Raw genomic sequence first — 24,595 nt, forward strand, 5'->3', positions numbered from 1 at the left:
ATAAAACTAATTTTTACACTATTATTTCTTAATATTGTGGCATATAAAAACTTCGGTTTGGATTATCTTCACTAGCAATCTTATCAGCAGCAAATACAAATGGCATCCAAATTAAAAGAGCTATGATGATATTAACGATTGACAAGACAATAGCTCGCCAGTCATAATTACAAGCCAGATAGGGGCCTATAATTGGAGGCATAATACTAGGAACAAAAATTTGTACCGGATTAACCCAACCTATCTTTGTAATCCAATAAGCCAAAGACACATTAATTAGAGGTGCAACAATAAAGGGTATCAAATAGACGGGATTAAATATTACTGGTAATCCAAAAAGAACCGGCTCATTAATATTAAAGATTGATGGCGCTAGAGCCATTTTAGCAATAGTTCGAAAATCAGCCCGTTTTGAGAAAATCAAAATCGCAATTACTAATGCTAATGTTCCACCTGCTCCTCCAAACCAAACGAAGACATTAAATGAATCTTTTACCCAAATGAATGGGACATGAGTTCCAGTGTGCACAGCAGCCACATTACTATTTTCTGGAGTTAACCATAAAGAATCAATTACTGGGGTAAATACACTAATACCATTGATACCAAAAAACCAAAAGATTTGTACTAAAAGTGTTACTAATAGGACAACGCCAAAGCCTTGCCCCAATTTTACTATTGGACCTTGAATAGCAGTCAATAACCAATTTCCAAAATATGTACCTGTTAATCTTTGAAAAATATAATTAATAATTCCAACCGCAAATACAGAAAAAATTGATGGTAACAAAGTTGAAAATGCTACCCATTCAGCATGAGGCATATTACTCTGAACTTTTAGTGTAATTCTAGCTTTATAAAGTAAAATAAATAAACCAGCACCTAAAGCACCAAATAAAATTGCCGTAAAGAGACCAGAAGTTGAAAATTGCGTTACATCAATCGCATGTTTTAAACTTACAGTATCTTCAGTGGAAATTTTAAGTTTGACAATGTTGGTGATGCTCATGACAAACGCAATTAAGGCAACGATACTTGTTACAAAACGGTTTACTTCAAATGCCCTTCCAAGATGATAGCCCCATGAAATGGCGAAATAAACTGCAAAAAGTGCAAATGTACCATTCCAAACAATATTGTCAACTACCATTAAGGGCTGAAGAATAGACGCTAAATTATTCCATCCCCATTGCAACTTAAACACATTAATCATACTATTGAACAATATTGCCAAGGATCCCGCCATAGTAACTGGTAGCAAAGTCACAAAAGCATCTCGCATCGCAACAAGCCATTTTACAGAAGCTAATTTTGCTGCTAAAGGTAAAATATATGTCTCAAGCCATTTAACTATTTTTGCCATTACTCTTTAGCTCTCCTTTTTTGGGATGATATCCTTTATTTTTTTGTTTTTTCCAACGTCTCTTTTTGTGTTTATTCTTTTTATTAACAGCCATAGAATTTTTAATGTTACTTTTCTTTTTCTGTGTTTTTGGTGGCGTGATAGTTAGCTTATACCCATCAAAATATACCCGTTCTAACTTGTACTCACTATCTAGTAATTTTCGCAAATTACGCAAATCATGATCATCACCTAAAGTAACAACAGTGCCAGCCTTATTCATACGTCCCGTTCTTCCGCTACGATGAATATAGGTATTTAAACTATCTGGAACTTCAAAATTAATTACATAAGTAACATTAGCTATATCTAATCCACGAGCAGCCAAATCAGTTGCAAGTAATAATTTTATTTTTCCTAATTTAAAGTCCTTAAGAATTCTTTCTCTTTTCTGTTTATTAGTTTCATTATTCAATACTTCAAACGATGTCTTACTATGACTAAATATTTTAGCAAAATGATGTTCATTTTCGTTTGAATCAAAGAATACCAGCCCCTTAAAATGGTCTAGTTTTGTCAAACGTTGTAAATACTGTAATTTATATTCATTGGATACTTTAAGAAAATAATGTTTTACCACTGATGCTTGTTCTGGCCTCACATCAATTACTAAAAATGTTCGGTTGAACAAATTCTCAGCATTTTTAGTAATTGTTGACTCAGAAGCTCCGAATAACAAAATCTGAGACTTAGAAGCAAGATTTTGCCCTAAACTAGAAATTAAATCAGCTTTTGAAAATTCTAAAATATCATCAGCTTCATCAATAACTAAGCTTGTTATTGAATCGATGTTGATTTTGTTTTCTGACACAAAATCAAATAATCTTCCTGGCGTACAAACTAAGACACTTGGCTTTTCTTTTTTTAATTTTTCAAGTTGACGTTTTCTGTTACCCGCCCCTACTAATGCCAACATTTTTAAATCCAATGAATTAGCATAAGGTAATAAAGCATTTCGTGTTTGGATAGCTAATTCTGTGGTTGGTTCAAGAATTATCGCTAGGCCTGCAGTTTCTTTTGTCCTAATTAACGTTGGCAAACCATACGCAAGTGTCTTTCCTGTACCGGTTTTCGCTAATCCTACTAAACTGGCACCGTTTTTTATTGGTTCATAGGTTCTTTCTTGAATTAAAGTTGGTTTATCTTTATGATATTTTTTCAAAATTTGTTTAATCGAATCTGGATACATCTTTTTATTCCTTATTGTGTAAAACTACTACCATATTGAGCTTCATAATTGCTCATTCCTCCAATGTATGCAAACATAGTAACATTACTATTTAAGTTATCAACATTTTTTACTTTACCAGTTTGGGTATAACACCAAAAAGTATACTCTTTTTTATCATGCAAACTTGAACCGGTGTACAAAAAATCTGTTCCTGTTGGAAAATACTTCTTTTTACTATAATCGCCAGCAATTAGAACCCTTTTCCCTACATTATTCAATTTTTGACTAAATTGCGCCATTCTTTTCCAATATGCCTCTGAATCATCTTTAACCGCCGGCACAATCATGACTGGTAAATTACCAGTATTATTCCCAACTTGCTGTTCAAAGTAATTAAATTGATCTGCCACACTACTTTGATTACTAAAGGTAATGATTGAGCCAAATGAGAGTTTGGTTCCTAGCAGGCGTTCACGATATATAAGATAATTATCATCAAAATATGTTTTTCCTTGTGTTGCACGTAAGTATACAAATGAGATTCCATTTTGCTCTAATTTATGCAGATCTACTCCATCCGTATTTTGATCCAATTCTATTCCTAAAATACTCATATTTGAACCACGCGGAACCGTAGTATTAGTGCGCATATTAAAAAAAGCAAATAAGAACCCACATACTATAATAATCAAAAGTATAATAATAGCAGGAAAAGTAAAACGATGTTTAAAACGATGCACAGTAAATCCTCCTAGTGAATATTCTAACTAATTTTTAGCAACTGCTGCAACACTTGTAAATAATATAAGAGGATCATATTCTAACTTGTGAAAAAGACGTATTCAAATGAATGATATGAACCCTAAAATTAGGACATATTATTAAGCCATTTGATTTAAAACCATATTTCGATATTGAATCGGAGTATGGTTTTTTATTGAGCTCTTAATTCTTTTGTTATTGTAGTAATAAATATATTCTTTGATTGCTTCTTCCAGCTCATCTAAATTCTTAAATGTTTTCTCAAAGCCATAGAACATTTCTCGCTTTAAAATGCCAAAAAATCCTTCCATTAATCCATCATCTAATGAATTACCTTTTCTAGACATTGATTGTTCAATCCCGTGATTTTTAAGCCAATTTTGAAAAGCTGGATGTTGATATTGCCAGCCTTGATCAGTATGAAAGATAAGCCCATTTAATGCAGGATGATCTTTATAAGCTAATTCAAGCATGTTCATTACTTGTTCTAAGACTGGATGACGACTAAGAGTGTAAGAAATTATTTCATGAGTGCAACCATCCATAATGGTGATAAATATAGTTTTTCTCCATTTAAATGAAATTCGGTTATATCAGAGTACCACTTTCTATCTGGCAAAATAGCTAGAAAATTGCGACAGATCAAATTAGGTTTGATTTTACCTACGGTACCCTGATAACTTGAGTATTTTCTTCTACGTCTAATTGCAATACCAAATAGATGCATCTTTTTCATTAGACGCTTTACTTTCTTGTGATTAATTTTAACGCCTTCAATGTGTAATTGGGCTGTAATTCTCCTATAGCCGTATCTATGCTTGTGTTCCTCAAATATTTCTTTAATCCGTTTCATGATATCTTGATTTTTTAAATCTTTATCATCCTGTTTTAAAACATAGTAGTAATTGCTTTTAGATAAATGAGGCAAATCAGGATTAGAATTAATTGTATTTAAGATAAAAGTTACGGTTACATGAAGTTCATGCCTTAGTTCAGTAACCACCTGAGCTATTTCTTTGGCTTTTGGTTTTTTCTTTGAGAAACTAAGGCGCTTAATTTTTTTACAAATTCGTTTTCGACAGTAAGCCTTAAGTTCTCTTGTTTTAGGTCTTTTAGTTGTTTTTGAAGTTCTTTGATTTGTTGGTCTTTGTTTTTCATGAGATGGTTTGCCTTTCTTGTGATTAATGACATTATACCCATCTTCTTTATATTTGCGAATCCAATTATGGATTAGACCCTGGCTAGGCAAGGCTAAATCTAAGGATACGTGTTGCGCAATTTCATTGTTAATAAGTACTCTTCTAATTGCTTCTTCCTTAAATTCAATTGTATAAGCAGAAGAAGATCTATCTAAAATATTGATTCCATGACGATCTATCAAATTAAGCATATAACGGATATTACCTGAGTTTATTCTGTATTTTTTACTTAACCATGTAGAAGTTTTTCCATATTTTTTCCAATAATTATAAATATCAATTTTATCTTGTTTTGTTAATTTAGACATAATAAAACCCCGAAATTCTTGTCCAAATTTCGGGGTTCATATCAGAATACGTCTTTTTCGTTAAATATTAATATTCCAAATCTTCTTAACTAATCTTTGTAAACACAATTCTACTACTCCGACCCACATTAGAGCGAATGCGAGTGAGCCACACACATCAGATGGGTAATGTGCTAACAAATAAACTCTTGAACACATTACTAATATTAACCAAATAATTAAAAGTACATCAACCCAAATTCTGGTTGTTCTATTTTCCATTACTTTTGGTAACAATACCATTATTAGCCAAATAACTAAAATTCCCATGCCTAGAGTATGGCCGCTGGGAAAACTAAAACCATCATCAGATGGCATATGACCGATAGGTCTCGCTCTCTGTACAAGATGCTTAACTATAAATCCAACAATATCCGCACTAATCAAAGTAATTACAAGACTTGACGCCATGGGACGCATTCGCTTCAACCAAAGAATTACTGCTAAAATTACCATCCAGAGCAGATCCATTTTTGGTGAGGCAAGAAATGAAATTCCAATCATTATACCACGCAATCCTGCAATACTCTTAATTAGACCTTGATAAAAGCTATCAAAACTATTAATCCAACTCGCCTGGATCATGATTGAAATAGCTAAAATCAAGAATATAGGTAAACCAAAATAAATTGCTATCTTAAATCTTTTCATAAAAATTCTCATTTCTTTCAAATTGACATTTCAATTCTATCATCTTAAAAACTTGCTGAAAAGATTCGAAATCAATTCATTCAAAACATAATGTCAATATGTGATATTTCCCGGGTTATTAATTATTCTCTCACATTAATTTTGCTGTGGTGATAACCGTAACCAAGATAAATAATTAATCCTAATCCAAACCAAATCGCAGCAAAAATGAAAGTATTTATTGGCAAAAAGCACATCATGCCAACACATGCCAAACCAGAAATAATTGGCAAGACTGGATAAAAAGGTACCCTAAAACTTGGTTTTGGTAAATCTTTTCGTCTTCTAAGTAGCAAAACACCAAATGAAACAAAAGCAAAGGCTAGCAAGGTACCAATTGAAACTAAATGAGTTAATTCATCTAAGGAGAAGAATCCACCCATCAATACAATGATTAAAGTTACTAACCAAAGTGCATTTTTAGGTAAGCCATTTTCGTCAATTTTTCCTAAAGATTTTGGTAATAAGCCGTCACGACCGATTGAATAAACCAATCGGGAACTGGAGTAAGTCATTGAGATCATCATTGTCGTCATCCCCACCAAAGCACCTAAAGAAAGTAAATCAGCAAGCCAGCCCTGGTTAACTTGACGCAACGCGAAAGCTACTGGATTGGCAACATTCAATTTATTAAAATGAATCATTCCCGTTAAGATAATTGATACAGCCATATAAAGAACCGCCGCAATTAACAAGGTGCCAATGATTCCAATTGGCATATTCCTTTTAGGATTTTTCACTTCAGCTGCAGAAGCAGATACACAATCAAACCCTAGAAAGGCAAAAAACACTGTAGTTGCACCGTGGAAAATACCATTCGTTCCAAATGGTAAAAATGGATGATAATTTGCTGGTTTAATGAAAAAGAGTCCTACTCCCACAAAGATAAAGATAATAATTATTTTTAGAATAACTGCAATATTATTAATCTTCATCGACTCTTTTAATCCTCGAGATAAGAGCAAAGCAATTAATAAAACACTCACAGCAGCCATCAGATTAAAGTATGTACCCTCATACGGATTAAACGCATTGGTTAAAGCATGTGGAATTGACAAGCCAATGCTATTTAGCAGGGCATTAAAATATGCTGCCCAACCAGACGAAACGGCTGCTACAGAAAGCATATATTCTAAGATTAATGCCCAACCTAAAATCCAACCAATAATTTCTCCAAAAAGTAAATTCCCATAGGAATATGCTGACCCCGCAACTGGAATGCTAGAAGATAATTCCGCATAACACATACTACAAAGGCCACAGACAATCGCTGCTACTAAAAAAGAGAGAGTTACTCCGGGACCTGCGGTAGTTGCAGCAACAGTTCCTGGTAAAATAAAAATTCCAGTACCAATTACTGCACCAATTCCCATGGCTAATAAGTCTTTTGCTCCCAAGCTTTTAATAAAACCTTTATCCGTTGCCAAATAACGATCAATACTTTCTTTCCTTAAAAGGTTTAACTTCATAATTATCCTCACACGTTTAAAATCTTTTTATGAAAAAATGCTAACTAGTATACCTTCTTGGTAATCTAGTTAGCATCGATAGACTTATCAACAAAACTTTGTGCAATATAACTTTAATGCTTCACTAGATTCATTCCTAGCAAAGCCACATTACAAATAACTTTGCTTAGGTACACACTTTAGAGCACATACCTAAGTAGAAAAGGCATATGCTCTACATAAAGTAAGCAAAGTTAAAAAAGGATTGTGTTAAATGTAATGCGTTTAAGTTATTCATTGCAAAACTTCCTTTCAATTGTTGTATAACATTAAAACATTATAAATATTTTTTGTCAATTTTCATTTAATAAAAAAAGTTGCCCATCAGGCAACCTTTTAACGATTTAAATTAGCTTGAATAACTTCTGGCTTAAGTACACCAATATATGGTAAATTACGGTATTCATTTAAATAATCTAAACCATAACCTACTACAAATTCATTTTCTACATTGGCACCATAATAATCAACTTCTACATCTTCTTCACGACGCTCAGTTTTATTTAAAAGTGCACAACATTTTACACTCTTAGCTCCGCGCTTAAGTAAATGTTCTTTCATAAACTTCAAAGTATGACCAGTATCAACAATATCTTCTACCAAAAGAACATCACGTCCCTTGACATCTGCTTCAACATCAATATCTAATCTTACTTTTCCACTAGATTCAAAGCCATTGCCATAGCTTGATACATCCATAAAATCATTTTGCATTTTAACATCCATCTGACGTACCAGATCTGTTAAAAAGAAAACTGCCCCCTTCAAAACACCAACAACAATTGGATTTTTTCCAGCATATTCTTCAGTTAATTGTTTACCAAGTGTCTGACACATTTTTTGAATATCTTCTTGACTATATAAAACGCGGTCAATAATTTGATCAATATTATCGCTTTTTGCCATTTTATCTCTCCACTACTAATTACTCTAAAATAATACAGATGATTTTATAAATTGAATTAATTATTAGTTGAATTATAACATTTTCATATAAAAAAAAGCACTTACTCTAAGTACTTTTTGAGAATTATTTTTATTTTTGATAAAAAGTATCATTCACAGCACGGGTAATAGCAATCTTGTCATGCGCATAGGAAAGTCCGCCTTGAATGTAAAGCATGTAAGGATCTCTTAAAGGTCCATCAGAAGACAATTCAATCGTTGAACCTTCAATAAAACTACCAGATGCCATGACCACCTTATCTTCATAACCTTCTTGATGGTAAGGAATTGGATCAACAAACGAATTCATTGGAGAATAATGTTGAATGGCAGCACAGAATTTCACCATTGGATCTGGTTTACCAAAAGTAACAGTTTGTACAATATCAGTTCTTGGAGCATCCCATTTTGGTGCTACATCCATGCCCATTTCTTCACATAGGGCTGCAGTATAAATCATTCCTTTAAGAGCCTCCCCAGTAGTATGTGGTGCCATAAAGAATCCTTGATACATATCACGTAAATAACCCCAAGTAGCGCCCTCACTTTTTCCAGCACCAGGAACGGTTAAACGACTCCCTGCCCCATCAATTAAATCTTGACGGCCAACAAGGAAAGCTCCACTTTTGACTAATCCTGCACCAGCATTTTTATAAAGTGAGCCAGCCATCAAATCTGCTCCATAAAAACTAGGTTCAATACTTTCAGAAAATTCGCCATAACAATTATCAATAAAAATATTAACATCTGGACGAACTTGTTTTACAAATTCAATCATTTCTTTAATTTTATCAACAGTAAAACTTGCACGTGTTGAATAGCCTAAAGAACGTTGGATAGCTACAACTTTAATTGAAGGATCCATAATATCCTTCTTTGCTTGCCCATAATTAACGTTACCATCAAGTAACTCAGTAGTCTTGAAATTAATATCGTATTCTTTCATATTACCTGGTTTATTACCAGCTAACCCAATTACTTCTTGAATGGTGTCATATGGTGTGCCAGTTAAATAATACAAAGTATCATGAGGACGCAACATGCTAAATAGTGCAACTGCAATTGCATGAGTTCCAGATGCAAATTGCGGACGAACTAAAGCATCATCTACTTTGAAATAATCAGCATAAATTTTTTCTAATTTATCACGGCCCATGTCATCATAGCCATAACCAGTTGATGGAACCAAATCTTCTTCTGCAACATGATGTTTTCTAAATAAATCTAACACTCTTTGTTGGTTGTAAAGAACTTGTTCATCAATTTCATCAAGCTTAGGTTGAATTTTCTTTTCAACCTTTGCTACTTTTTCTTGTAACTCTTGTGGTAAATTTTCTTTCCAGGATAAAACCACTCTTAGATCTCCTTTGATTAATTATTTTCTTTCAAGACTTCTGCTTGGACTTTTAGTTTACCATTTTTATCTGGCTTAAAATAGACTCCCTGAATTTCTGGTACAAAACCAGGAAACCGTTCAATTGCGCCTTGCAGCACTTCAAAATACTTTTGATCTACCTTACTCCATCGTTCCCCTGGTGCTACGACAAAGATCCCAGGTGGATATGGTAATGCTCCTTCAAGGGCAATCCGAGTATCAATATTTTTTAAATCAACTAATTCACTTTGATTCTTCATAAATTGATAATCTGCTTCTTTAGGAGTAAGAGAATAATTTTGAAAATTATCTTTTGCAAATAATTCTTTTTGCAGTGTAAAAGTTTTATTTTTTCGATAATAATCATGCATCTCACTAGCAAGCTGTTGAATTGTATAATTTCGATAGCGAGCTGGATATTGTTTAGCTAGTTTTGGCAATACTTTTTCCAATGGAGCATTTTGCGCAAAAAGCTCTTCAAACCTAAGTAACGCATCCAATAATACATCTAAATCATAGTTTGTATCACCCGGCGTCAGCAAAAATAGTAATGAATATAAGTCATTTTTGGCACGAATAATCCTTTTTTCCATTAAGAATTCTGAAACAATCGCTGCTGGTACTCCTTGATCTTCATAGCTATTTTTTGAATTATTAATCCCTGCAGTAGCCAAAGTGATTTTCATTGGATCAATCATTGCTTCATTTGAGGCAATTTCATTAAAGCCATGCCACTTTTTCCCAGGAGTTATTTGCCACAAAGCACTATTGGTTGCTAGTTCCTCAGTGGTATAGTTATCAAAGCTATCTGGTACAAATGGCCTAAACAATTTGGAATGTTTAATTAATTGTTTTCTGAATTTAATTCCCGCACGTAAAATTTGATCCCACCATTTTTTATTACCACTTCCACTAGTTAAGGCAGAATTAACTACTAATGAAGCATAAAGTGGATATGAATAGCTAGTTGTAACAAATTTTAAGTAGGCATTATTAAAGTGCTTATGATCAACGTAACGATCTTGTCCTTTAAGATGACGATCCTTTTTTAAAATTTGTGAAGCCTGCCCCATTCCAGCTTGCTGCTTATGCAAAGATTGTGTAACAAGTATTCCGGGATCATCAGGTCCTAACTCTAAATTAAGCGGAGAAAGATCCTTCATAATTGGTAAGAAGCTTTCAAATCCTCCCCAGGCACAATCAAATAAAATATAATCACACAAGTGGCCAATTTTATCCACAATCCACTGTGGATGATAAAAAATACCATCATAAGTTTCCAGTTGGATAATTGCTAAGCGAAAGGGCCTTTTTTCCTTAGCTCGGTTTGGATCAACTTTAGCAATCTCTGCTCTGATTGCTGCTTCAGAGAGTTTAGCTGGATCCATCCCACCAATTAAGCCGAAAGCATTTCGATCAGTCGGAATATATACTGGTTTAGATCCTGTCATTACCAATGCACTATTATAGAGTGACTTATGATTATTACGATCAAATAATACCAAATCATCTTCTGTTAATAAGGCTGCCGCACAAATCGAGTTAGCGCTTGTTGTCCCATTGGTACAAAAGTAAACTTTATCAGCATTGTAAGTTTTAGCAGCTTGTTGTTCCGCTGTTAATGGGCTGCCACTATGCATCATCATGTCTCCGAGTTCCGGTACGGTGTCGCTTGTATCAGCATACATCATATTTTTGCCAAAAAAGCGGTTAAAAACAACTCCCGCGGGATGTTTATCGTAATATTGACCATTATGGTGTCCAGGAGTGGTGAAACTTACAGGTCGATCAGTTGAAAAATGAATTAAATCTCTTAAGTATTTTGGAACCATCTTCTTGTAATAGTCAGTTGCCTGCTCAAAGATAAATTGATAATTAATATTTTTCTGTTCAAGATTAATTTTAATAATAGGAGGTTTTAACCCTGACAAAGTCTGCATCTTTTTAACAAGATCTAAATCCTGTTCATTATTTGCATCGATTACAAATGCTGCAATACTTGCTATATTTAGCTCAGTATCAAGAGAAACCAAATTCCAGTCTCGATTTTGAGGTAAAGTAATATTTTCCCCAACCGCAATATCTAAAAAGTTCAAAATTAACCTCCAATAATCAACTTTTTAATTCGCCTTGAATTATTTATAAAAATCTATATAATTTTTGGCGGACATCCTTTAGGGATAAATTATAAGGATTTCGGAGATAAGTACAAATGAAAATATTAAGTCCACTTTTACCTTTACGCCCTCCAAACCATGTTTTTAGCTAATTAATCATTAATACTAAAAACTAATTCGGAGGTTGTTTTTATGGAACATATGGAATATATCGATCTTGAGCCACAAAAAAAGCATTATATGGCGTGGCCGGTTATTGCTTTAATTGATTTTGTAACAATTATCAGTTTTGAAAATATTTTTTATCCTTTTCAAAACCAAGGTCTATCAGTTGTTATTTCATGGATCTTTTTATTCTTTTCTTACATTTTGCCCTATGCACTTATTTCGGCACAGATGAGTTTAACCTTTGATAATCAAGCCGGTGGACTAGCTTCCTGGGTACGGCGTAGCAGTAATGATACCTTAGGCTATTGGACTAGCTGGATGTACTGGGTACAAAGTGTGCCTTATATTGTCGATGTTTCTAACTCAGTAATTGTTTCAGTTAGTTGGATGATTCTTGGCAATAACAGTTTAGACAAAAAAATGTCAACTTTTTGGTTTGGAATCTTAACTTTTGTCATCATCTTACTGTTTATTCTTTTAGAAAATCTTCTTAAGAATTCACTTGAAGTGCTATCACTTATTGGTGGCGGTGCAATGTTTATTATGTCATTTTTATTTGTCTTATTAGCTGGCTATGCAGTAATGCATGGACATCACATTGCTACCCAACCCTTTAATTTAGCAGCATTTAAACCATCATTTAGTTTGAATTATTTCTCAACTACTGGTCTTTTAATTTTTGCTATTTCTGGAGCAGAATTAGCTGCACCTTATGTTTCTGAAATGAAAAATCCTAAACGTGACTTTCCTAAGTCCATGTGGTTGCTAGCTTTAATGACAGGATTTCTAACCATTTTTGGTACTTTGGCATTAGCTATGTTCTTCAACGCTCATCATATCCCCCATGACTTCAAGATGAACGGACCTTACTATGCCTTCCAATTACTCGGTGAGAGTTTAGGAATGGGTAAAGCCCTAATGTATATTTTTGCAGTAGTTCAAGCAGTCTTTATGATGGCGCAGCTTGCTGTTCTGCTAGATGCTTCTAGTCGTGTCTTTGCTGGAGACGTTGCAGACAAATTTATGCCCAAATGGCTTACTAAAAAGAATAAAAATGGTCGTCCGATTCACAGTTATACCATTACCGCTGGTTTGAGTTTATTCTTATTACTCCTAACTGGTACCTTGCCTAATATCAATACTATTTATAACTGGCTCTTAAATGTGAACGGAATTATTTCTCCCTATAAAACCTGTTGGGTGTTCTTTGCTTTTGTAGCAATGCGCATGCACCAAGAGAAATATCATTCTAGTTATACCTTTATTAAAAATAAGGCTGGTGCCTTAGCTATTGGTTTTTGGTGTTTAATTTTTACCTTTATCTGTGCAACTTTAGGCTTTATACCTCAAAATATTGCCTTTGGTACACAAGGATTTAATCACCAATTAATCATGAATATTATTACTGTGCTCGTTCTATTTGGTCTTGGTTTTGTAATGCCATGGCTTAGAAAAAGAGAAAAAGCACGCGAAAATAAATAAATTTAAAATTAAAAGACCAAGTTTCGAGTAATTGAAGCTTGGTCTTTTATTATCTTATTCATTATTTTTTGATGAATTTAAATCAGTTGTTTCTGAACTACTTGATTCTTCTTTAGTGTCTTTAAGCTTAGAAACTATAAACCAACGCATAAAGCCTTGTTCAACGCTATTAAGTTTAAATTTGAAACCATCAAATTCAACACTTTGGCCTTGTTCTAGATCAGGATAATGTTCCATCATATATCCACCGATAGTAATTACATCACTATCTTGAAAAGTTTTAATTTTTACATGGAAATAACGTTCAAAGTCATAAAGAGTTGTTTTACCAGAAACGTGAATTTGACCATGATCATCCTTAATAATATATTCATCTGAAACATCATCAATTTCATCCTTGATTGTACCAAATAACTCTTCATAAATGTCTTTATCAGTTACAATTCCACTAGTTCCACCATATTCATCTACTACTAAGACAATTGGTGTATGACGCTTGATCATTAATTGTAAGATTTCCTGAATAAGCATTGACTCAGGCACTGTAATCATGGCACGAATAATTCTGGAAATTGGTGCCTCAGGGTCTTCTTGATATTGACTAATGATGTCATAGGCATAAACATATCCTACTACATCATCCTTATCATTATCCCGAACAACTGGGAAACGGCTAAATCCTTCTTTTAGATACATTTTTAAGGCTTTTGCTACATTATCGGTTGCATCTAAAACTTCTAATTCAGTTCGATCCGTCATAATGTCTTTTGCAACTTTATCATTAAGTTCAAAAGCTCTTTCCATATACACCAAGTCATTTTTATCTAGTGATCCACTAGAGACGGCATTTTTGGAAAGCTTTAAAATCTCCGATTGAGAATAAACTTGCTGCTCTTCATCTGCAGACTCCATTCCTAAGAGATGGAGAATCCCACTTGCAGAAGCATTTAACAGCCATACAAAAGGATAAACAAGCCAATGAAACGCATTTAAAGGATTAACAATTGCCATTAAACATTTTACTGGCATATCAATTGCAATATTCTTTGGAACGATTTCCGTAATCACAACTTCTAAATAAGTTAAAAGGATGATCCCACAGACAGCTCCTAAAACTCCAGCTGTTTTTTCACCAAAAAAATGTCCAATTCCAAATAGATCGGTTAATAATTCTTCTATCGTCGACTCACCGAACCAACCTAAAATAACCCCGACCAAGGTGGTCCCAACTTGTGTCGTAGATAACGATTCATTTAGGTTATGGACCATATGTAAGGCACGTTCAACCTTTTTTTTATTACCAGTTCCATTTGCAAGCATTTCTTCTAATTGACTTGGTCTCGTAGTTACCAAAGAAAATTCAGCAATTACAAAGAAAATTGCCACAATAAAAGTAATAAGTATAATTATTAAATTTGTAGTTATTGTATTCGCAGACAAATCATTCACCTTTTTATTAATTCTTTCTCACACCTATATTCTAGCATTAATTAGATTTTTGAAAATAAAAAGAACTGGAGTAAGATCCAGTTCCTCTCATTATTAATTTTTAATCTTAGAATATTACTTCAATGCATCTTTTGTTAGTAATATACTTCCTATTATCATTAAAATTAGGGAAAAAATAAACAACGATGTCATCTTTTCATGGAGAAAGAGAACTGAAAGTAAAACTGATAAAAATGGTGCAACCGCATAATATGCACTAGTTTTTGCTGCTCCAATATATCGTTGTGCCAAAATATAAAAGACAATACTAATACCATAAGCAAAAAAGCCTAAAATCAAAGCTAAAATTATTACCTTTATATTAGGTAGCTTTTCATTAAAAAGTACTGCTAAGATTAAACTCCCTATTCCTACTCCTAATCCTTTAATCATAGTTACCTGTATTGGATTTCTTTGAGAAAGAACTTGAGTAAAATTATTCTCAAATCCCCAAAAGATAGTTGCCACAACAGCTAAAAAAGACCCCAAAGATAGACTTAAATTCCTTATATCACTACTACACAAGACACAACTTGCTAGTGTAATTAGGACGATTGCTGCCCAAAGAACTTTAGAAATTTTTGATGAAAAAATATTAAAGCTACAATGGCTGTCGCAACTACTTCAAAATTACCTAGTAAGGCAATATTACCTGCACTTGTTAATTGAACACCCCAATTCATAAATATACTTGCCGCAATATTGGTGAATATTACAAATAGGAGTGCTTTATAATCACTTTTTTGAATACTTTTTGCTTTAAGGTTCGCTTTAGTTAAAGGAGTAAAGAGAATCAAGCCGCCAAATGTTCCTAAATATAAGAATGCCGCTAAATAAATTGGTGGACAATTTACAATCAAAGACTTAGCAATTGGAGGGTAAAGAGCATATAGCATAGCTGAGAAAAGTGCACAAAAAATTGCAATTTTAATCTGAGAATTTTTCATTTTTACTCTAATTAATCTTATTGTATTGCTTAATCACTTGTTGCAATTTTTCCATCTCGTCTGCAACATTTGCGCCATCTTCTACTCTCAATAGTGCATGATCAGCCTGTGCTTCTAATAAAATCTGACTTACTCTTTGAAGCGCAGATCGTGCAGCATTTATTTGAATCAGAATTTTATCATAATTATCTTCATTTCCTTCTTCAACCATTTTTTTGACTGCATTCACTTGTCCGCTTATTCTATTAAGGCGTTTTAACAATTTATCTTGATGGTGTTCTTGGTGTTCTTTTGAAATCTTCATTTCAATCTCTCCTCTTTACAAAAAAGAATACCCCTGAGGGGTATAATTGTAAAGAGTAAATTAAACTAATAAAAAAATTCCGAATACAATTCGGAATTTACAAAAGTACTTATTAAATTAATCTTTAACAAATTTTACTACTCGATCAAGAGATTCACGCTTTGAACGATAATCATTAATTGAAGCACGTCTATCTTTATAGCCTAGACCAATTCCTATACCAATTGCCTCATCCTCTGCAATTGGCATATATTGACGAATGATATCAGGATAACGCACAATTGCATGTGCTGGCATGGCAGAGATACCATGATCTACAGCAGAAAGCATTAAAGTTTGTGCGAAAGCTCCTAAATCAAAAATAGACCAAGCAGGTGATTTCTTTGGAATTGTTAAGAAAACCAAAGTTGGTGCATTAAATAAATTAATTTGAGCTTCATCAAATTGCTTCATTTCACCATGTAAAAAATAATTTAATGTATCACTCATTGTAGCCATATTTTGGCTTGGATAAGTATCCCACTCAACTTTCATTAGAGAAGCAAAATCTTCTCTAGGCTGTTCACCCGCTTCTGTTAAAGTCCTAAACTTTTCTCTAATTTCTCTAACTACTTTTCCAGATGCAACATATGCACGCCAAGGTTGAGAATTTAATAAAGATGGAGAACGTTGCGCATCAGCCAAGATTGCACGAACAGTTTTTTCACTAACTCTTTGATCAGTAAATTTTCTAACTGCACGTTCTTTCTCTAAAACTTCTTCAAATTCCATAGATATTCTCCTAACAACTTAAATATTCTTCCAAATACCCTATCCTAATATTACGTAATATTAGCTGATATTTGCAAGTATTTTATTAAAAAAATATTTGGTTAATATAAAAAGAGGCTACTTTTTGCCTCTTTTTATTTATTTATTTTTCTAAACCTGTCCATTTCCATTCAGTAACTTCTGGCATATCTTTACCATTATCACGAATGTATTGGTGGTGTTTTGAAATCATATCATCCATTTCACTAAGGAAAGCAGCGTTCTTTTCTACCATGCCTGGAACACTTTCAACGACATCTTTTGCTAAATCGAAACGATCCATGTGGTTTAAGACACGCATATCAAATGGAGTAGTAATGTCACCATTTTCTTCATAACCATGAATATGAACATCATCTTTACCACGGCCACGATCAAACCAAATAGATTCCATCATTGGTTTGAAACCATGCCAAGCAAATACTACAGGAATATCCTTAGGGAATAAGCGATCAAATTCTTCTTTGCTCATTGCCTCTGGATTCTTTTCTGGAGTCATCATCTTCATTACATCAATTACGTTTACGTAACGGATCTTAAGATCTGGGAAACGCTTATGAAGTAAATCGATAGCTGCCAAAGTTTCGATTGTTGGTTCAGTACCAGTTGAAGCTAACACGATATCTGGTTTTGCATCTTTATCGGTAGATGCCCAATCAACATATCCTAATCCTCTGTCTACTAATTTTTTAGCTTCTTCAATTGTAAACCATTGTGGACGTGGTTGTTTTGAAGTAACTAAAACGTTGATAACTTCACGATCTCTAAATGCCTTATCAGATACTGCAAGTAAGGAGTTAGTATCTGCTGGAAGATATTCATGAATTAAATCTGCACGTCCCTTTTCAAATAAGTGAGTAAGTAAACCTGGATCTTGGTGAGTATATCCATTGTGATCTTGTTGGAAAACAGTGGAGGTATCCACAATATTCAATGCTGGATAATCATGACGCCATTCTTGTTCTTTAGCTTTTCTCAACCACTTCATATGTTGAGTTAACATTGAATCTACTACACGGCCAAACGCTTCATAAGTAGCAAAGAAGCCATGACGTCCAGTAAGAACATAACCCTCAAGCCAACCTTCATCTTGGTGTTCTGATAATTGAGAATCAATTAAACGACCAGTCTTGCTTAAGTCTTCATCGTTTGGTTCGTGAATACTTTCCATCCATTGACGTTTTTGATTATCAAGTAATTGGAATAAGCGGTTAGATTTAGATTCATCTGGACCAAAGCCACGGAAATTATCTGGATTTAATTTAGCGATTTCATCTAAATATTTTGCCCATTCGGCCATATCTTGTTTTTCAACAGAACCTGGCTTATCAAACTTAATCGCAAAATCACGATAATCTGGCATGTTCAAAACTTTAGGATCAATTCCACCATTAGTTACAGGATTCATTGCCATTCTTTGGTCACCTTGAACAGTATTTTCCAAGACAATATCCTTTGGAGAACCATCTTCATTGAACAATTCTTCTGGCTTGTAGCTCTTCATCCAGTCGATCAACATATCTTTATGCTCCATATCACCTTGAGCTACTGGAATTGGAATTTGGTGAGCACGGAAACTATTTTCAATTGGGTTACCATCGAGATCAAACTTAGGACCAGTCCATCCCTTAGGAACTCTAAAGACAATCATTGGCCATTTAACTTGAGAATCATCATTATTTTCACGAGCATTCTTTTGAATAGCCTTAATTTCTTCAACTACTTGATCCATAGTCTTAGCCATTTCTTCATGAACTTCCATGTGATCCTTGTAGCCATTAAATTCACCATCTTTATAAGCAGATACAAAGTATGGCTTCCAGCCCATTCCTTCAAAGTATTTAGTTAAATCTTCATCACTCATACGTGAGACGATAGTTGGGTTAGAAATCTTAAATCCATTAATTTGTAAGATTGGAATTACTGCTCCATCTTTAATTGGGTTAATGAACTTACTTGAGAACCATGATGCAGCTAATGGACCAGTTTCAGATTCACCATCACCGATTTCTACAGCAGCAATTACATCTGGATTATCTAAAATTGCACCTACACCATGAGAAAGTGAATAACCTAGTTCCCCACCTTCATGAATAGAACCTGGTGTTTCAGGAGCTGCATGTGAAGCAACTCCACCTGGGAAACTAAACTGTTTAAACAATTTAGTCATTCCCTTTTCATCTTGGGTAATCTCTGGATATCTTTCAGTATATGAACCATCAAGATAAGAATTTGAAACCATTACTTGGCCACCGTGACCAGAACCTTCAATATAAAACATATTTAAATCATACTTCTTAATTGCACGATTTAAATGTGCATAAATAAAGTTCTGTGGCACAATTGTACCCCAGTGTCCAATTGGCTTAGGCTTAACATCTTCAGCTTTTAGTTCATCTTTTAAAAGTGGATTAGACATTAAGAATAATTGACCAACTGATAAATAGTTGGCTGCGCGCCAATATGCATCTACACTATTTATATATTCTTTTGAATCGTAATTTACTGCCATAATTTTCTCCTTAAAGTTATGTTGTAAACTTTTATTCTTCCTACAGTTAATAATAAAATAGTTAACTTCGTTATTCAACCATTTTATCAATTGGTAGGTTCCAATTTTAATTTTTCTTAATAAAGCAAAAGAAGGCAGTCTTCTCCGCCTTCTTTACTATAAATACTTGCTACCTTCTTTAATTGAAAGCGGAGCTAATTTATCTGAGTATTTTTCGATAAAAATTTTTACCCAATTAGGATTAGTTTTTGAATAATCACGTAATGCCCAACCAATAGCCTTGTTGATAAAAAATTCATTACTATTCAGATTATTAAGGATAATTCGTTCTAATAACTCTGTATCTAATTTTTCTTTGCGTAATAACTGATGTTCAATTGCAACACGCCGTATCCAAAGATTACTATCTTTTGACCAAGTTAGCATCAAGTCTGCAATCCTATTATCTTTCAAACCTAAATATCCGATTGGTTTAATCAAACTATCAATTGTATCCCACCAGGATTTTGTTCGAATGTAATTTTCAATTTTACTCATATCTGAAAATTCTAAATACTTTTTCAAAGCAATTAAATAATCACACGCAAAATATTGCATCTCGCGATGAGGATCATCCCAAGCTTGATCCAACAAAATCCAATCAATTTTTTTATTTTTCTTTTCCTGCTTTAGATCCTCAGCATATATTTTTCGCCGTTCAGGAGTATGGTACCCATAAAACAAAAATTTGTCTTTCATATACCGCTGCATTTCATTAGCCATTTTTGCATCGGCATTTTGCACAAATTTATTTTGTAAATTTTGAAAGTCCATATTACTCTCCATTCAAGTTCACAAAAGTATTATATTTCATGTACTTATAATGAATGCGCATATTTGAAACTTCAAAAGGAGTTCCATCATCTAAGAAAAAGATTCCCTCCATTACACCAACAGGTTCATTAGGAGCTAACATTAACTTGGACTGATCATCTAAATTAGACGGTTCTACAGTAATTGTTAAAAATGAACGAGTTACAGTTTTAGACTGCGTATCTTCCAGGTAGTTAAACAAAGATTTTTTTAGGATTTCTGGATTAAGTTCTGGTGCAATCTTAATGGGAATAAACCCTGTTTCAATCATAAATGGCTGATTATCTAACAAACGTAAACGTTTAATTTGATATACGAAATCAGAGTCTTGCAAGAATAAATCTTGTTTTAAGTCTGAATTAGCCTTAATTACTTGATAATCTAGCAATTCAATACTTTGCTTTTTGCCAGGTACACTAAATGAATCGGTAATTCCCAAGTTGGAACCATCATACTTAAAAAGAGCTTGATTTTTTAAGTATAAAGGATTGATAAAAGTGCCGCTTCCTCTTTTTTTAAAAACTATTCCCTGTTGTGCTAGCAAGCCAAGAGCACGTTTCATAGATGAGCGGCTAACATGATATTGCTCACTTAATGATCTTTCATCGGGCAGTCGCATACCATCATATTCTTTATTAAGAATTTTTTGTTTAATGTCACGCATCACTGAGCGATAAACTAAATCGGCCATTACTTTCTCCCTTGGTCTGCTTGTTTAATTTCTTCAATAAACCATTCAGCAAATTTTTGGGTATCAACATCAGCTGCTACTTCTGTATTAGGATTATCGCTTAAAAAGTCCATTACACTAGCACCATAAGTATAGCGACCAGCTAATTCAATTTCGATATGAGCTGGTTTTAAATCAAAGAATTCAGGATGAAGTAAAATTCCCACAGCTGTTGGATCATAGATTTTAATGCGTTCATCACCATCAGGTTCATGAATATTAGAAAATAGTGAATACAACATATTTCCTACTTCACCACATGCCTTAATTTTATCTAATTCAGATGCAGTAATGTGAGCCTTATTTCCAATTTCAAGTGGAGCAATGCGTGTTGGCAAACCACTTTGCAACACAATTTGTGCAGCTTCTGGATCGCCAGCAATATTATATTCAGCAAATGGGCTGTGGTTACCGTGACCAATATTTCCACCCATAATTACAATTTCTTCAATTTTTTCAAGATCTTCAGGATATTGCTTAAAAAGTAAAGCAAAATCAGTTAAGGGTCCAATTCCCATCAATGTGACTTTTTCAGGACTATTTTGAATTTCTTCGTGCATTAAAGTTGCAGCTAACCCCTTTTTAATTAAGCTAGTATCTTCCTTAGGAAATTCGTAACCCGCAATTCCAGTTTCACCATGAACAGATGCAGCACTGATAGCTGGACGTACCAAAGGTTGATTTGCTCCAACTACAACTGGAACTTTAGTATGTAAAAAAGTTTCTAATTTTAAAGCATTTTGAAGCGTATACTTTAAAGACACATTGCCCCATGTCGCTACAATCATACGGAGATCAACTTGAGGATCAAAAAGTAAAAATGTTGTTGCGGCAATATCATCAATTCCTGGATCAGTACTTAAAATTACTCTCTTTTTGTCATTGCTCTTTTCCGTCCTTTCTAGTAAGACTATTAATCATCATCTTCAGAATATTTAGCTTCTGATTCACGTGCCTTTTGATATTGTTTAATAAATTGTTCTTCGGGGATACTTACCTTGTTATATACATCATTTGTTGGCCAGTGTCCCTTTTTCTTAAATGTTTTGAGCAGGTTGCCAGATTTTTCAGCTTCAATTGAAAAATGATCCTCATCACCATTCCAATCAAAACTAAGTTTAAATCTATTATTGCCTAGGCTCACCCACTTACCACTTGCATAAGTAGCATAGTAGTTATTAGTTTCTGGCATTATATAAAGCAAAGTACCATCTTTTTTGAAATAAAAATAATCTGGCCTTTTATCCCCCTTCTCTGCTATGAAGACATCTTCAGCTGTAACTTTGTAAGCTCCATTTAAGATGGTAGCTTCTTGATGATTACGATATATTACAAAACCAATAGCAGCAAGGATAACTAGGACTATGATAATAATCCAATTTAAACGTTTTTTTCTTTGTGGGGTTTGTGTTGTATTATTTTGATTTTCCATCTTACTTACTTTTTATCTAAATTCTACTCTTTATTTCAATCGCACCATTAGCTTTAGCAATAATAACTTTGTCGCAAATACCTAAAAATAAACCATGTTCAACTACACCGACTGTTTTATCAAGATATGCAGCCAATCCTTCTGGTACAGGAATCGGCTCTATTGCTAAATCAATGATATAGTTTCCATAATGAGTAACATAGCGACTACCATCTTCATTCTTGCGCCACTGTGGCTTTAAGCCTTCAGCTTCAAATTTTTTAAAATTTTGCTCTGCTGAAATTGGTAAAACTTCAACAGGAAGTGGGAAACCACTCAAATGCTCTACAACTTTAGATTCGTCAACTATCCAAATATTTTGCTTTGAATTTATAGCAACATTTTTTTCTAAAGTTAAGGCACCGCCACCACCTTTTATTCCATCTAGATTTCGATCTACTCGATCAGCGCCATCAACGGTTAAGTCAGCCTGATCGATATCTTTTAATTCATCAACCTTGAAACCCAAACTTTCTAATTGTTTTTTACTACGATTAGAAGTTGTAACAATATGTTTTAAAGTTAACCCTTCTTTATCCTTCCGCTTTCCTAAAGCATCAATGAAAAAGGCAACCGTTGACCCAGTTCCAACTCCTAATACTGAACCATTTTTTACTAAAGCAGCTGCTTTAATTGCTGCTTCTTTTTTTAATTGATCCTGTTCTTTTTTATCCATTAATTTTCCTCCTTCAAAGCTTTTTCTACAATTTCTCGTTTAGGGATAGAAGGAAAAGCCCCAAGCTTTTGTACCGTAAATGAGGAAGACTTAGAGGCGTAAATCACACTATCTTTAATATTGCTTAAATCAGTCTTCAATTCACTTGCTAATGCTCCAATAAAAGTATCACCTGCTGCTGTTGTATCAACTGGTTGGACTTTAAAAGCGGGAACTATTTCTGCTAAATCTTTATAAGAAACATATGAACCTGTACTTCCTAAGGTGATGATAACACCTTTTACTCCTAAATCATGAAAGTATTGCGCACTTTTTGCCATTGAGGCTTCATCTACAACTTCAATCCCAGTGATCCCTTGGGCTTCGGTTTCGTTGGGAGTAATAATATCTGTTAACTCTAATAATTCTTTTGGAATATTACTTTTTGCTGGTGCAGGATTTAAGATTGTTACTTTTCCTGCTTGACGTGCAATTTTAAAAGCTGCACTTGTTGCTTCAATAGGAGTTTCAAATTGAGCAATTACAAAATCACTACTTGCAATATCGTCTCTAGCAGCTTCCACATCTTCTACACTTAAATCAAAGTTAGCACCGTGCTGAATAATAATTGAGTTTTGCCCCGATTCTTGTAATAAGATATAGGCTTGTCCAGTTTGTTGATTATTACTCATTGCTATATGATCAACCTTTATGCCATTTTCTTTAAATTGATCAAGCATAAATCTTCCATTTTCATCATCACCAACGCGACCAACAAATACAGTTTCATTTTCTCCACGCACACTTGCAATTGCTTGATTAGCACCTTTACCACCAGCGGCTTTAGAAAATTCTGTCATGGCTATAGTTTCACCAGGTTGAGGTAATTTTTTGATATGTAAAATATTATCAACGTTGATTGATCCAATAATAGTCACTTTATTCATCAGTTTCTATATCCTTTCATCAGCTATTTGGTAATTTAATTATATCAAAAAAGCATCCCTAGCCGAGATGCCTTTAAGTAAATTATTAAAATACTAAATTAACTTTATTCACCAGCACCTGGACGTTGACCCAATTCTGCTGCGATAAGCCAAATTCTCTTCTCAATTGCAGTATGGAACTCAATTAACATATCATTAGTTGAGTCATCACCTTCAGCAGCTGATACCTTAATTCCCTCTTCATAATCGTCACGAAGAGTCTTATAGGCATCTAAAATAAGTTGAAGTCTTTCATCCATACTTAAGTCCCAAGAACCCTTTTGGTCAGGAATCTTAGTTGCTGCCAAAACTTCTTCATAAGTGGAAATTGGGCTACCATTAATTTCAATTAAACGTTCAGCAACCGTATCTTGTTGATCAGACAATTGATCCATGACTTTATCTAAATAAAAGTGTAATTTGATAAATCTGTGTCCTAACATGTACCAATGATGTTGGTGTACTACCATATGTGCTTGAGTTAAATCTGCCACAATCTGATTTAATACTTGTTCTGTTTTAGGATATGCCATAATTGTTACCTCCTAATTCCCTTTTTCCTTGTTCAGCTTTATCCTAACATCAAAAAGTGCTTATCTACAAAGATAAGCACCTTGGAATTTTAGTGATGTAAGAACAGATTTATCTCTTTTACTGAACTAAGTGGATATTGA

General features: G+C 33.8%; 22 protein-coding genes and 1 pseudogene. 1 reads left to right on the plus strand and 22 read right to left on the minus strand.

Annotated features, from left to right (window positions below):
• Window positions 1-28: 28 nt before the first annotated feature.
• From FP432_RS04290 to FP432_RS04330, 9 genes and pseudogenes are all read right to left on the minus strand, one after another.
• Window positions 29-1,363 carry a PTS sugar transporter subunit IIC gene (locus tag FP432_RS04290; protein WP_265488097.1) on the minus strand — a complete coding sequence of 445 codons (1,335 nt, stop codon included), beginning with the start codon at window positions 1,361-1,363 and terminating at the stop codon, window positions 29-31.
• The gene (locus FP432_RS04295) at window positions 1,347-2,591 is read right to left on the minus strand and encodes a DEAD/DEAH box helicase (RefSeq protein ID WP_265488098.1); all 1,245 of its coding nucleotides are present in this window, start codon (window positions 2,589-2,591) and stop codon (window positions 1,347-1,349) included. The genes FP432_RS04290 and FP432_RS04295 overlap by 17 nt, the downstream gene beginning before the upstream one ends.
• 11 nt (window positions 2,592-2,602) lie before the next feature.
• Window positions 2,603-3,313: a GH25 family lysozyme gene (locus FP432_RS04300; RefSeq protein ID WP_265488099.1), complete on the minus strand. Its 711-nt coding sequence runs from the start codon at window positions 3,311-3,313 to the stop codon at window positions 2,603-2,605.
• A gap of 141 nt (window positions 3,314-3,454) precedes the next feature.
• A pseudogene (locus tag FP432_RS04305) lies at window positions 3,455-4,842 on the minus strand (IS3 family transposase).
• A gap of 60 nt (window positions 4,843-4,902) precedes the next feature.
• Window positions 4,903-5,532 carry a phosphatase PAP2 family protein gene (locus FP432_RS04310; protein ID WP_265488100.1) on the minus strand — a complete coding sequence of 210 codons (630 nt, stop codon included), beginning with the start codon at window positions 5,530-5,532 and terminating at the stop codon, window positions 4,903-4,905.
• A gap of 122 nt (window positions 5,533-5,654) precedes the next feature.
• Window positions 5,655-7,040 carry an APC family permease gene (locus tag FP432_RS04315; RefSeq protein WP_265488101.1) on the minus strand — a complete coding sequence of 462 codons (1,386 nt, stop codon included), beginning with the start codon at window positions 7,038-7,040 and terminating at the stop codon, window positions 5,655-5,657.
• A 375-nt stretch (window positions 7,041-7,415) separates the two neighbouring features.
• Window positions 7,416-7,985 carry a hypoxanthine phosphoribosyltransferase gene (hpt, locus tag FP432_RS04320; RefSeq protein WP_265488102.1) on the minus strand — a complete coding sequence of 190 codons (570 nt, stop codon included), beginning with the start codon at window positions 7,983-7,985 and terminating at the stop codon, window positions 7,416-7,418.
• A gap of 130 nt (window positions 7,986-8,115) precedes the next feature.
• On the minus strand, window positions 8,116-9,378 hold the full coding sequence (locus tag FP432_RS04325; protein WP_265488103.1) for an aminotransferase class I/II-fold pyridoxal phosphate-dependent enzyme: 1,263 nt from the start codon (window positions 9,376-9,378) through the stop codon (window positions 8,116-8,118).
• 17 nt (window positions 9,379-9,395) lie between these two features.
• Window positions 9,396-11,495, minus strand: coding sequence for a putative ornithine decarboxylase (locus FP432_RS04330; RefSeq protein WP_265488104.1), 2,100 nt, complete (start codon window positions 11,493-11,495; stop codon window positions 9,396-9,398).
• 213 nt (window positions 11,496-11,708) lie between these two features.
• Between FP432_RS04330 and FP432_RS04335 the strand changes: the two genes are divergently transcribed.
• Window positions 11,709-13,166: an APC family permease gene (locus FP432_RS04335; protein ID WP_265488105.1), complete on the plus strand. Its 1,458-nt coding sequence runs from the start codon at window positions 11,709-11,711 to the stop codon at window positions 13,164-13,166.
• Window positions 13,167-13,220: 54 nt separating this feature from the next.
• On the opposite strand, the gene FP432_RS04340 is transcribed toward FP432_RS04335, so the two are convergent.
• From FP432_RS04340 to FP432_RS04400, 13 genes are all read right to left on the minus strand, one after another.
• Window positions 13,221-14,606 carry a hemolysin family protein gene (locus FP432_RS04340; protein ID WP_265488106.1) on the minus strand — a complete coding sequence of 462 codons (1,386 nt, stop codon included), beginning with the start codon at window positions 14,604-14,606 and terminating at the stop codon, window positions 13,221-13,223.
• 123 nt (window positions 14,607-14,729) lie between these two features.
• Entirely contained in the window at window positions 14,730-15,143 is a 414-nt protein-coding gene (locus FP432_RS04345) for a DMT family transporter (RefSeq protein ID WP_265488107.1), read from the minus strand.
• A gap of 56 nt (window positions 15,144-15,199) precedes the next feature.
• The gene (locus tag FP432_RS04350; RefSeq protein ID WP_265488108.1) at window positions 15,200-15,601 is read right to left on the minus strand and encodes a DMT family transporter; all 402 of its coding nucleotides are present in this window, start codon (window positions 15,599-15,601) and stop codon (window positions 15,200-15,202) included.
• Window positions 15,602-15,608: 7 nt separating this feature from the next.
• Window positions 15,609-15,905 (minus strand): metal-sensitive transcriptional regulator, encoded by a 297-nt coding sequence (locus FP432_RS04355; RefSeq protein ID WP_265488109.1) that lies wholly within the window; start codon window positions 15,903-15,905, stop codon window positions 15,609-15,611.
• 117 nt (window positions 15,906-16,022) lie between these two features.
• Window positions 16,023-16,676, minus strand: coding sequence for a nitroreductase (locus FP432_RS04360; protein WP_265488111.1), 654 nt, complete (start codon window positions 16,674-16,676; stop codon window positions 16,023-16,025).
• Window positions 16,677-16,818: 142 nt separating this feature from the next.
• The gene (locus tag FP432_RS04365) at window positions 16,819-19,227 is read right to left on the minus strand and encodes a phosphoketolase family protein (protein ID WP_265488112.1); all 2,409 of its coding nucleotides are present in this window, start codon (window positions 19,225-19,227) and stop codon (window positions 16,819-16,821) included.
• A gap of 156 nt (window positions 19,228-19,383) precedes the next feature.
• Window positions 19,384-20,040 carry a DNA alkylation repair protein gene (locus tag FP432_RS04370; protein WP_265488113.1) on the minus strand — a complete coding sequence of 219 codons (657 nt, stop codon included), beginning with the start codon at window positions 20,038-20,040 and terminating at the stop codon, window positions 19,384-19,386.
• A gap of 1 nt (window position 20,041) precedes the next feature.
• Window positions 20,042-20,770, minus strand: a complete 729-nt coding sequence (locus FP432_RS04375) for a GntR family transcriptional regulator (RefSeq protein ID WP_265488114.1) — start codon at window positions 20,768-20,770, stop codon at window positions 20,042-20,044.
• Entirely contained in the window at window positions 20,770-21,723 is a 954-nt protein-coding gene (locus FP432_RS04380) for a nucleoside hydrolase (protein WP_265489604.1), read from the minus strand. The genes FP432_RS04375 and FP432_RS04380 overlap by 1 nt, the downstream gene beginning before the upstream one ends.
• Window positions 21,723-22,241, minus strand: coding sequence for a hypothetical protein (locus FP432_RS04385; RefSeq protein ID WP_265488115.1), 519 nt, complete (start codon window positions 22,239-22,241; stop codon window positions 21,723-21,725). Before FP432_RS04385 ends, FP432_RS04380 begins: the two co-directional genes overlap by 1 nt.
• A gap of 16 nt (window positions 22,242-22,257) precedes the next feature.
• A complete protein-coding gene (rpiA, locus tag FP432_RS04390; protein WP_265488116.1) occupies window positions 22,258-22,956 on the minus strand; it encodes a ribose-5-phosphate isomerase RpiA in 699 nt (232 codons plus the stop codon).
• Window positions 22,956-23,882, minus strand: a complete 927-nt coding sequence (rbsK, locus tag FP432_RS04395) for a ribokinase (protein ID WP_265488117.1) — start codon at window positions 23,880-23,882, stop codon at window positions 22,956-22,958. Before rbsK ends, rpiA begins: the two co-directional genes overlap by 1 nt.
• 104 nt (window positions 23,883-23,986) lie before the next feature.
• Entirely contained in the window at window positions 23,987-24,454 is a 468-nt protein-coding gene (locus tag FP432_RS04400) for a Dps family protein (protein ID WP_265488118.1), read from the minus strand.
• Window positions 24,455-24,595: the final 141 nt, after the last annotated feature.

The organism is Lactobacillus sp. PV034 (genome assembly GCF_014522305.1).
Taxonomy (GTDB): domain Bacteria; phylum Bacillota; class Bacilli; order Lactobacillales; family Lactobacillaceae; genus Lactobacillus.

Coding starts and splice junctions, on each gene's coding strand:
- FP432_RS04290 (WP_265488097.1), bottom strand. CDS start 1,363: ATGGCAAAAATAGTTAAATGGCTTGAGACATATATTTTACCTTTAGCA.
- FP432_RS04295 (WP_265488098.1), bottom strand. CDS start 2,591: ATGTATCCAGATTCGATTAAACAAATTTTGAAAAAATATCATAAAGAT.
- FP432_RS04310 (WP_265488100.1), bottom strand. CDS start 5,532: ATGAAAAGATTTAAGATAGCAATTTATTTTGGTTTACCTATATTCTTG.
- FP432_RS04315 (WP_265488101.1), bottom strand. CDS start 7,040: ATGAAGTTAAACCTTTTAAGGAAAGAAAGTATTGATCGTTATTTGGCA.
- hpt (WP_265488102.1), bottom strand. CDS start 7,985: ATGGCAAAAAGCGATAATATTGATCAAATTATTGACCGCGTTTTATAT.
- FP432_RS04335 (WP_265488105.1), top strand. CDS start 11,709: ATGGAACATATGGAATATATCGATCTTGAGCCACAAAAAAAGCATTAT.
- FP432_RS04350 (WP_265488108.1), bottom strand. CDS start 15,601: ATGAAAAATTCTCAGATTAAAATTGCAATTTTTTGTGCACTTTTCTCA.
- FP432_RS04355 (WP_265488109.1), bottom strand. CDS start 15,905: ATGAAGATTTCAAAAGAACACCAAGAACACCATCAAGATAAATTGTTA.
- FP432_RS04360 (WP_265488111.1), bottom strand. CDS start 16,676: ATGGAATTTGAAGAAGTTTTAGAGAAAGAACGTGCAGTTAGAAAATTT.
- FP432_RS04365 (WP_265488112.1), bottom strand. CDS start 19,227: ATGGCAGTAAATTACGATTCAAAAGAATATATAAATAGTGTAGATGCA.
- FP432_RS04370 (WP_265488113.1), bottom strand. CDS start 20,040: ATGGACTTTCAAAATTTACAAAATAAATTTGTGCAAAATGCCGATGCA.
- FP432_RS04375 (WP_265488114.1), bottom strand. CDS start 20,770: ATGGCCGATTTAGTTTATCGCTCAGTGATGCGTGACATTAAACAAAAA.
- FP432_RS04385 (WP_265488115.1), bottom strand. CDS start 22,241: ATGGAAAATCAAAATAATACAACACAAACCCCACAAAGAAAAAAACGT.
- rpiA (WP_265488116.1), bottom strand. CDS start 22,956: ATGGATAAAAAAGAACAGGATCAATTAAAAAAAGAAGCAGCAATTAAA.
- rbsK (WP_265488117.1), bottom strand. CDS start 23,882: ATGAATAAAGTGACTATTATTGGATCAATCAACGTTGATAATATTTTA.
- FP432_RS04400 (WP_265488118.1), bottom strand. CDS start 24,454: ATGGCATATCCTAAAACAGAACAAGTATTAAATCAGATTGTGGCAGAT.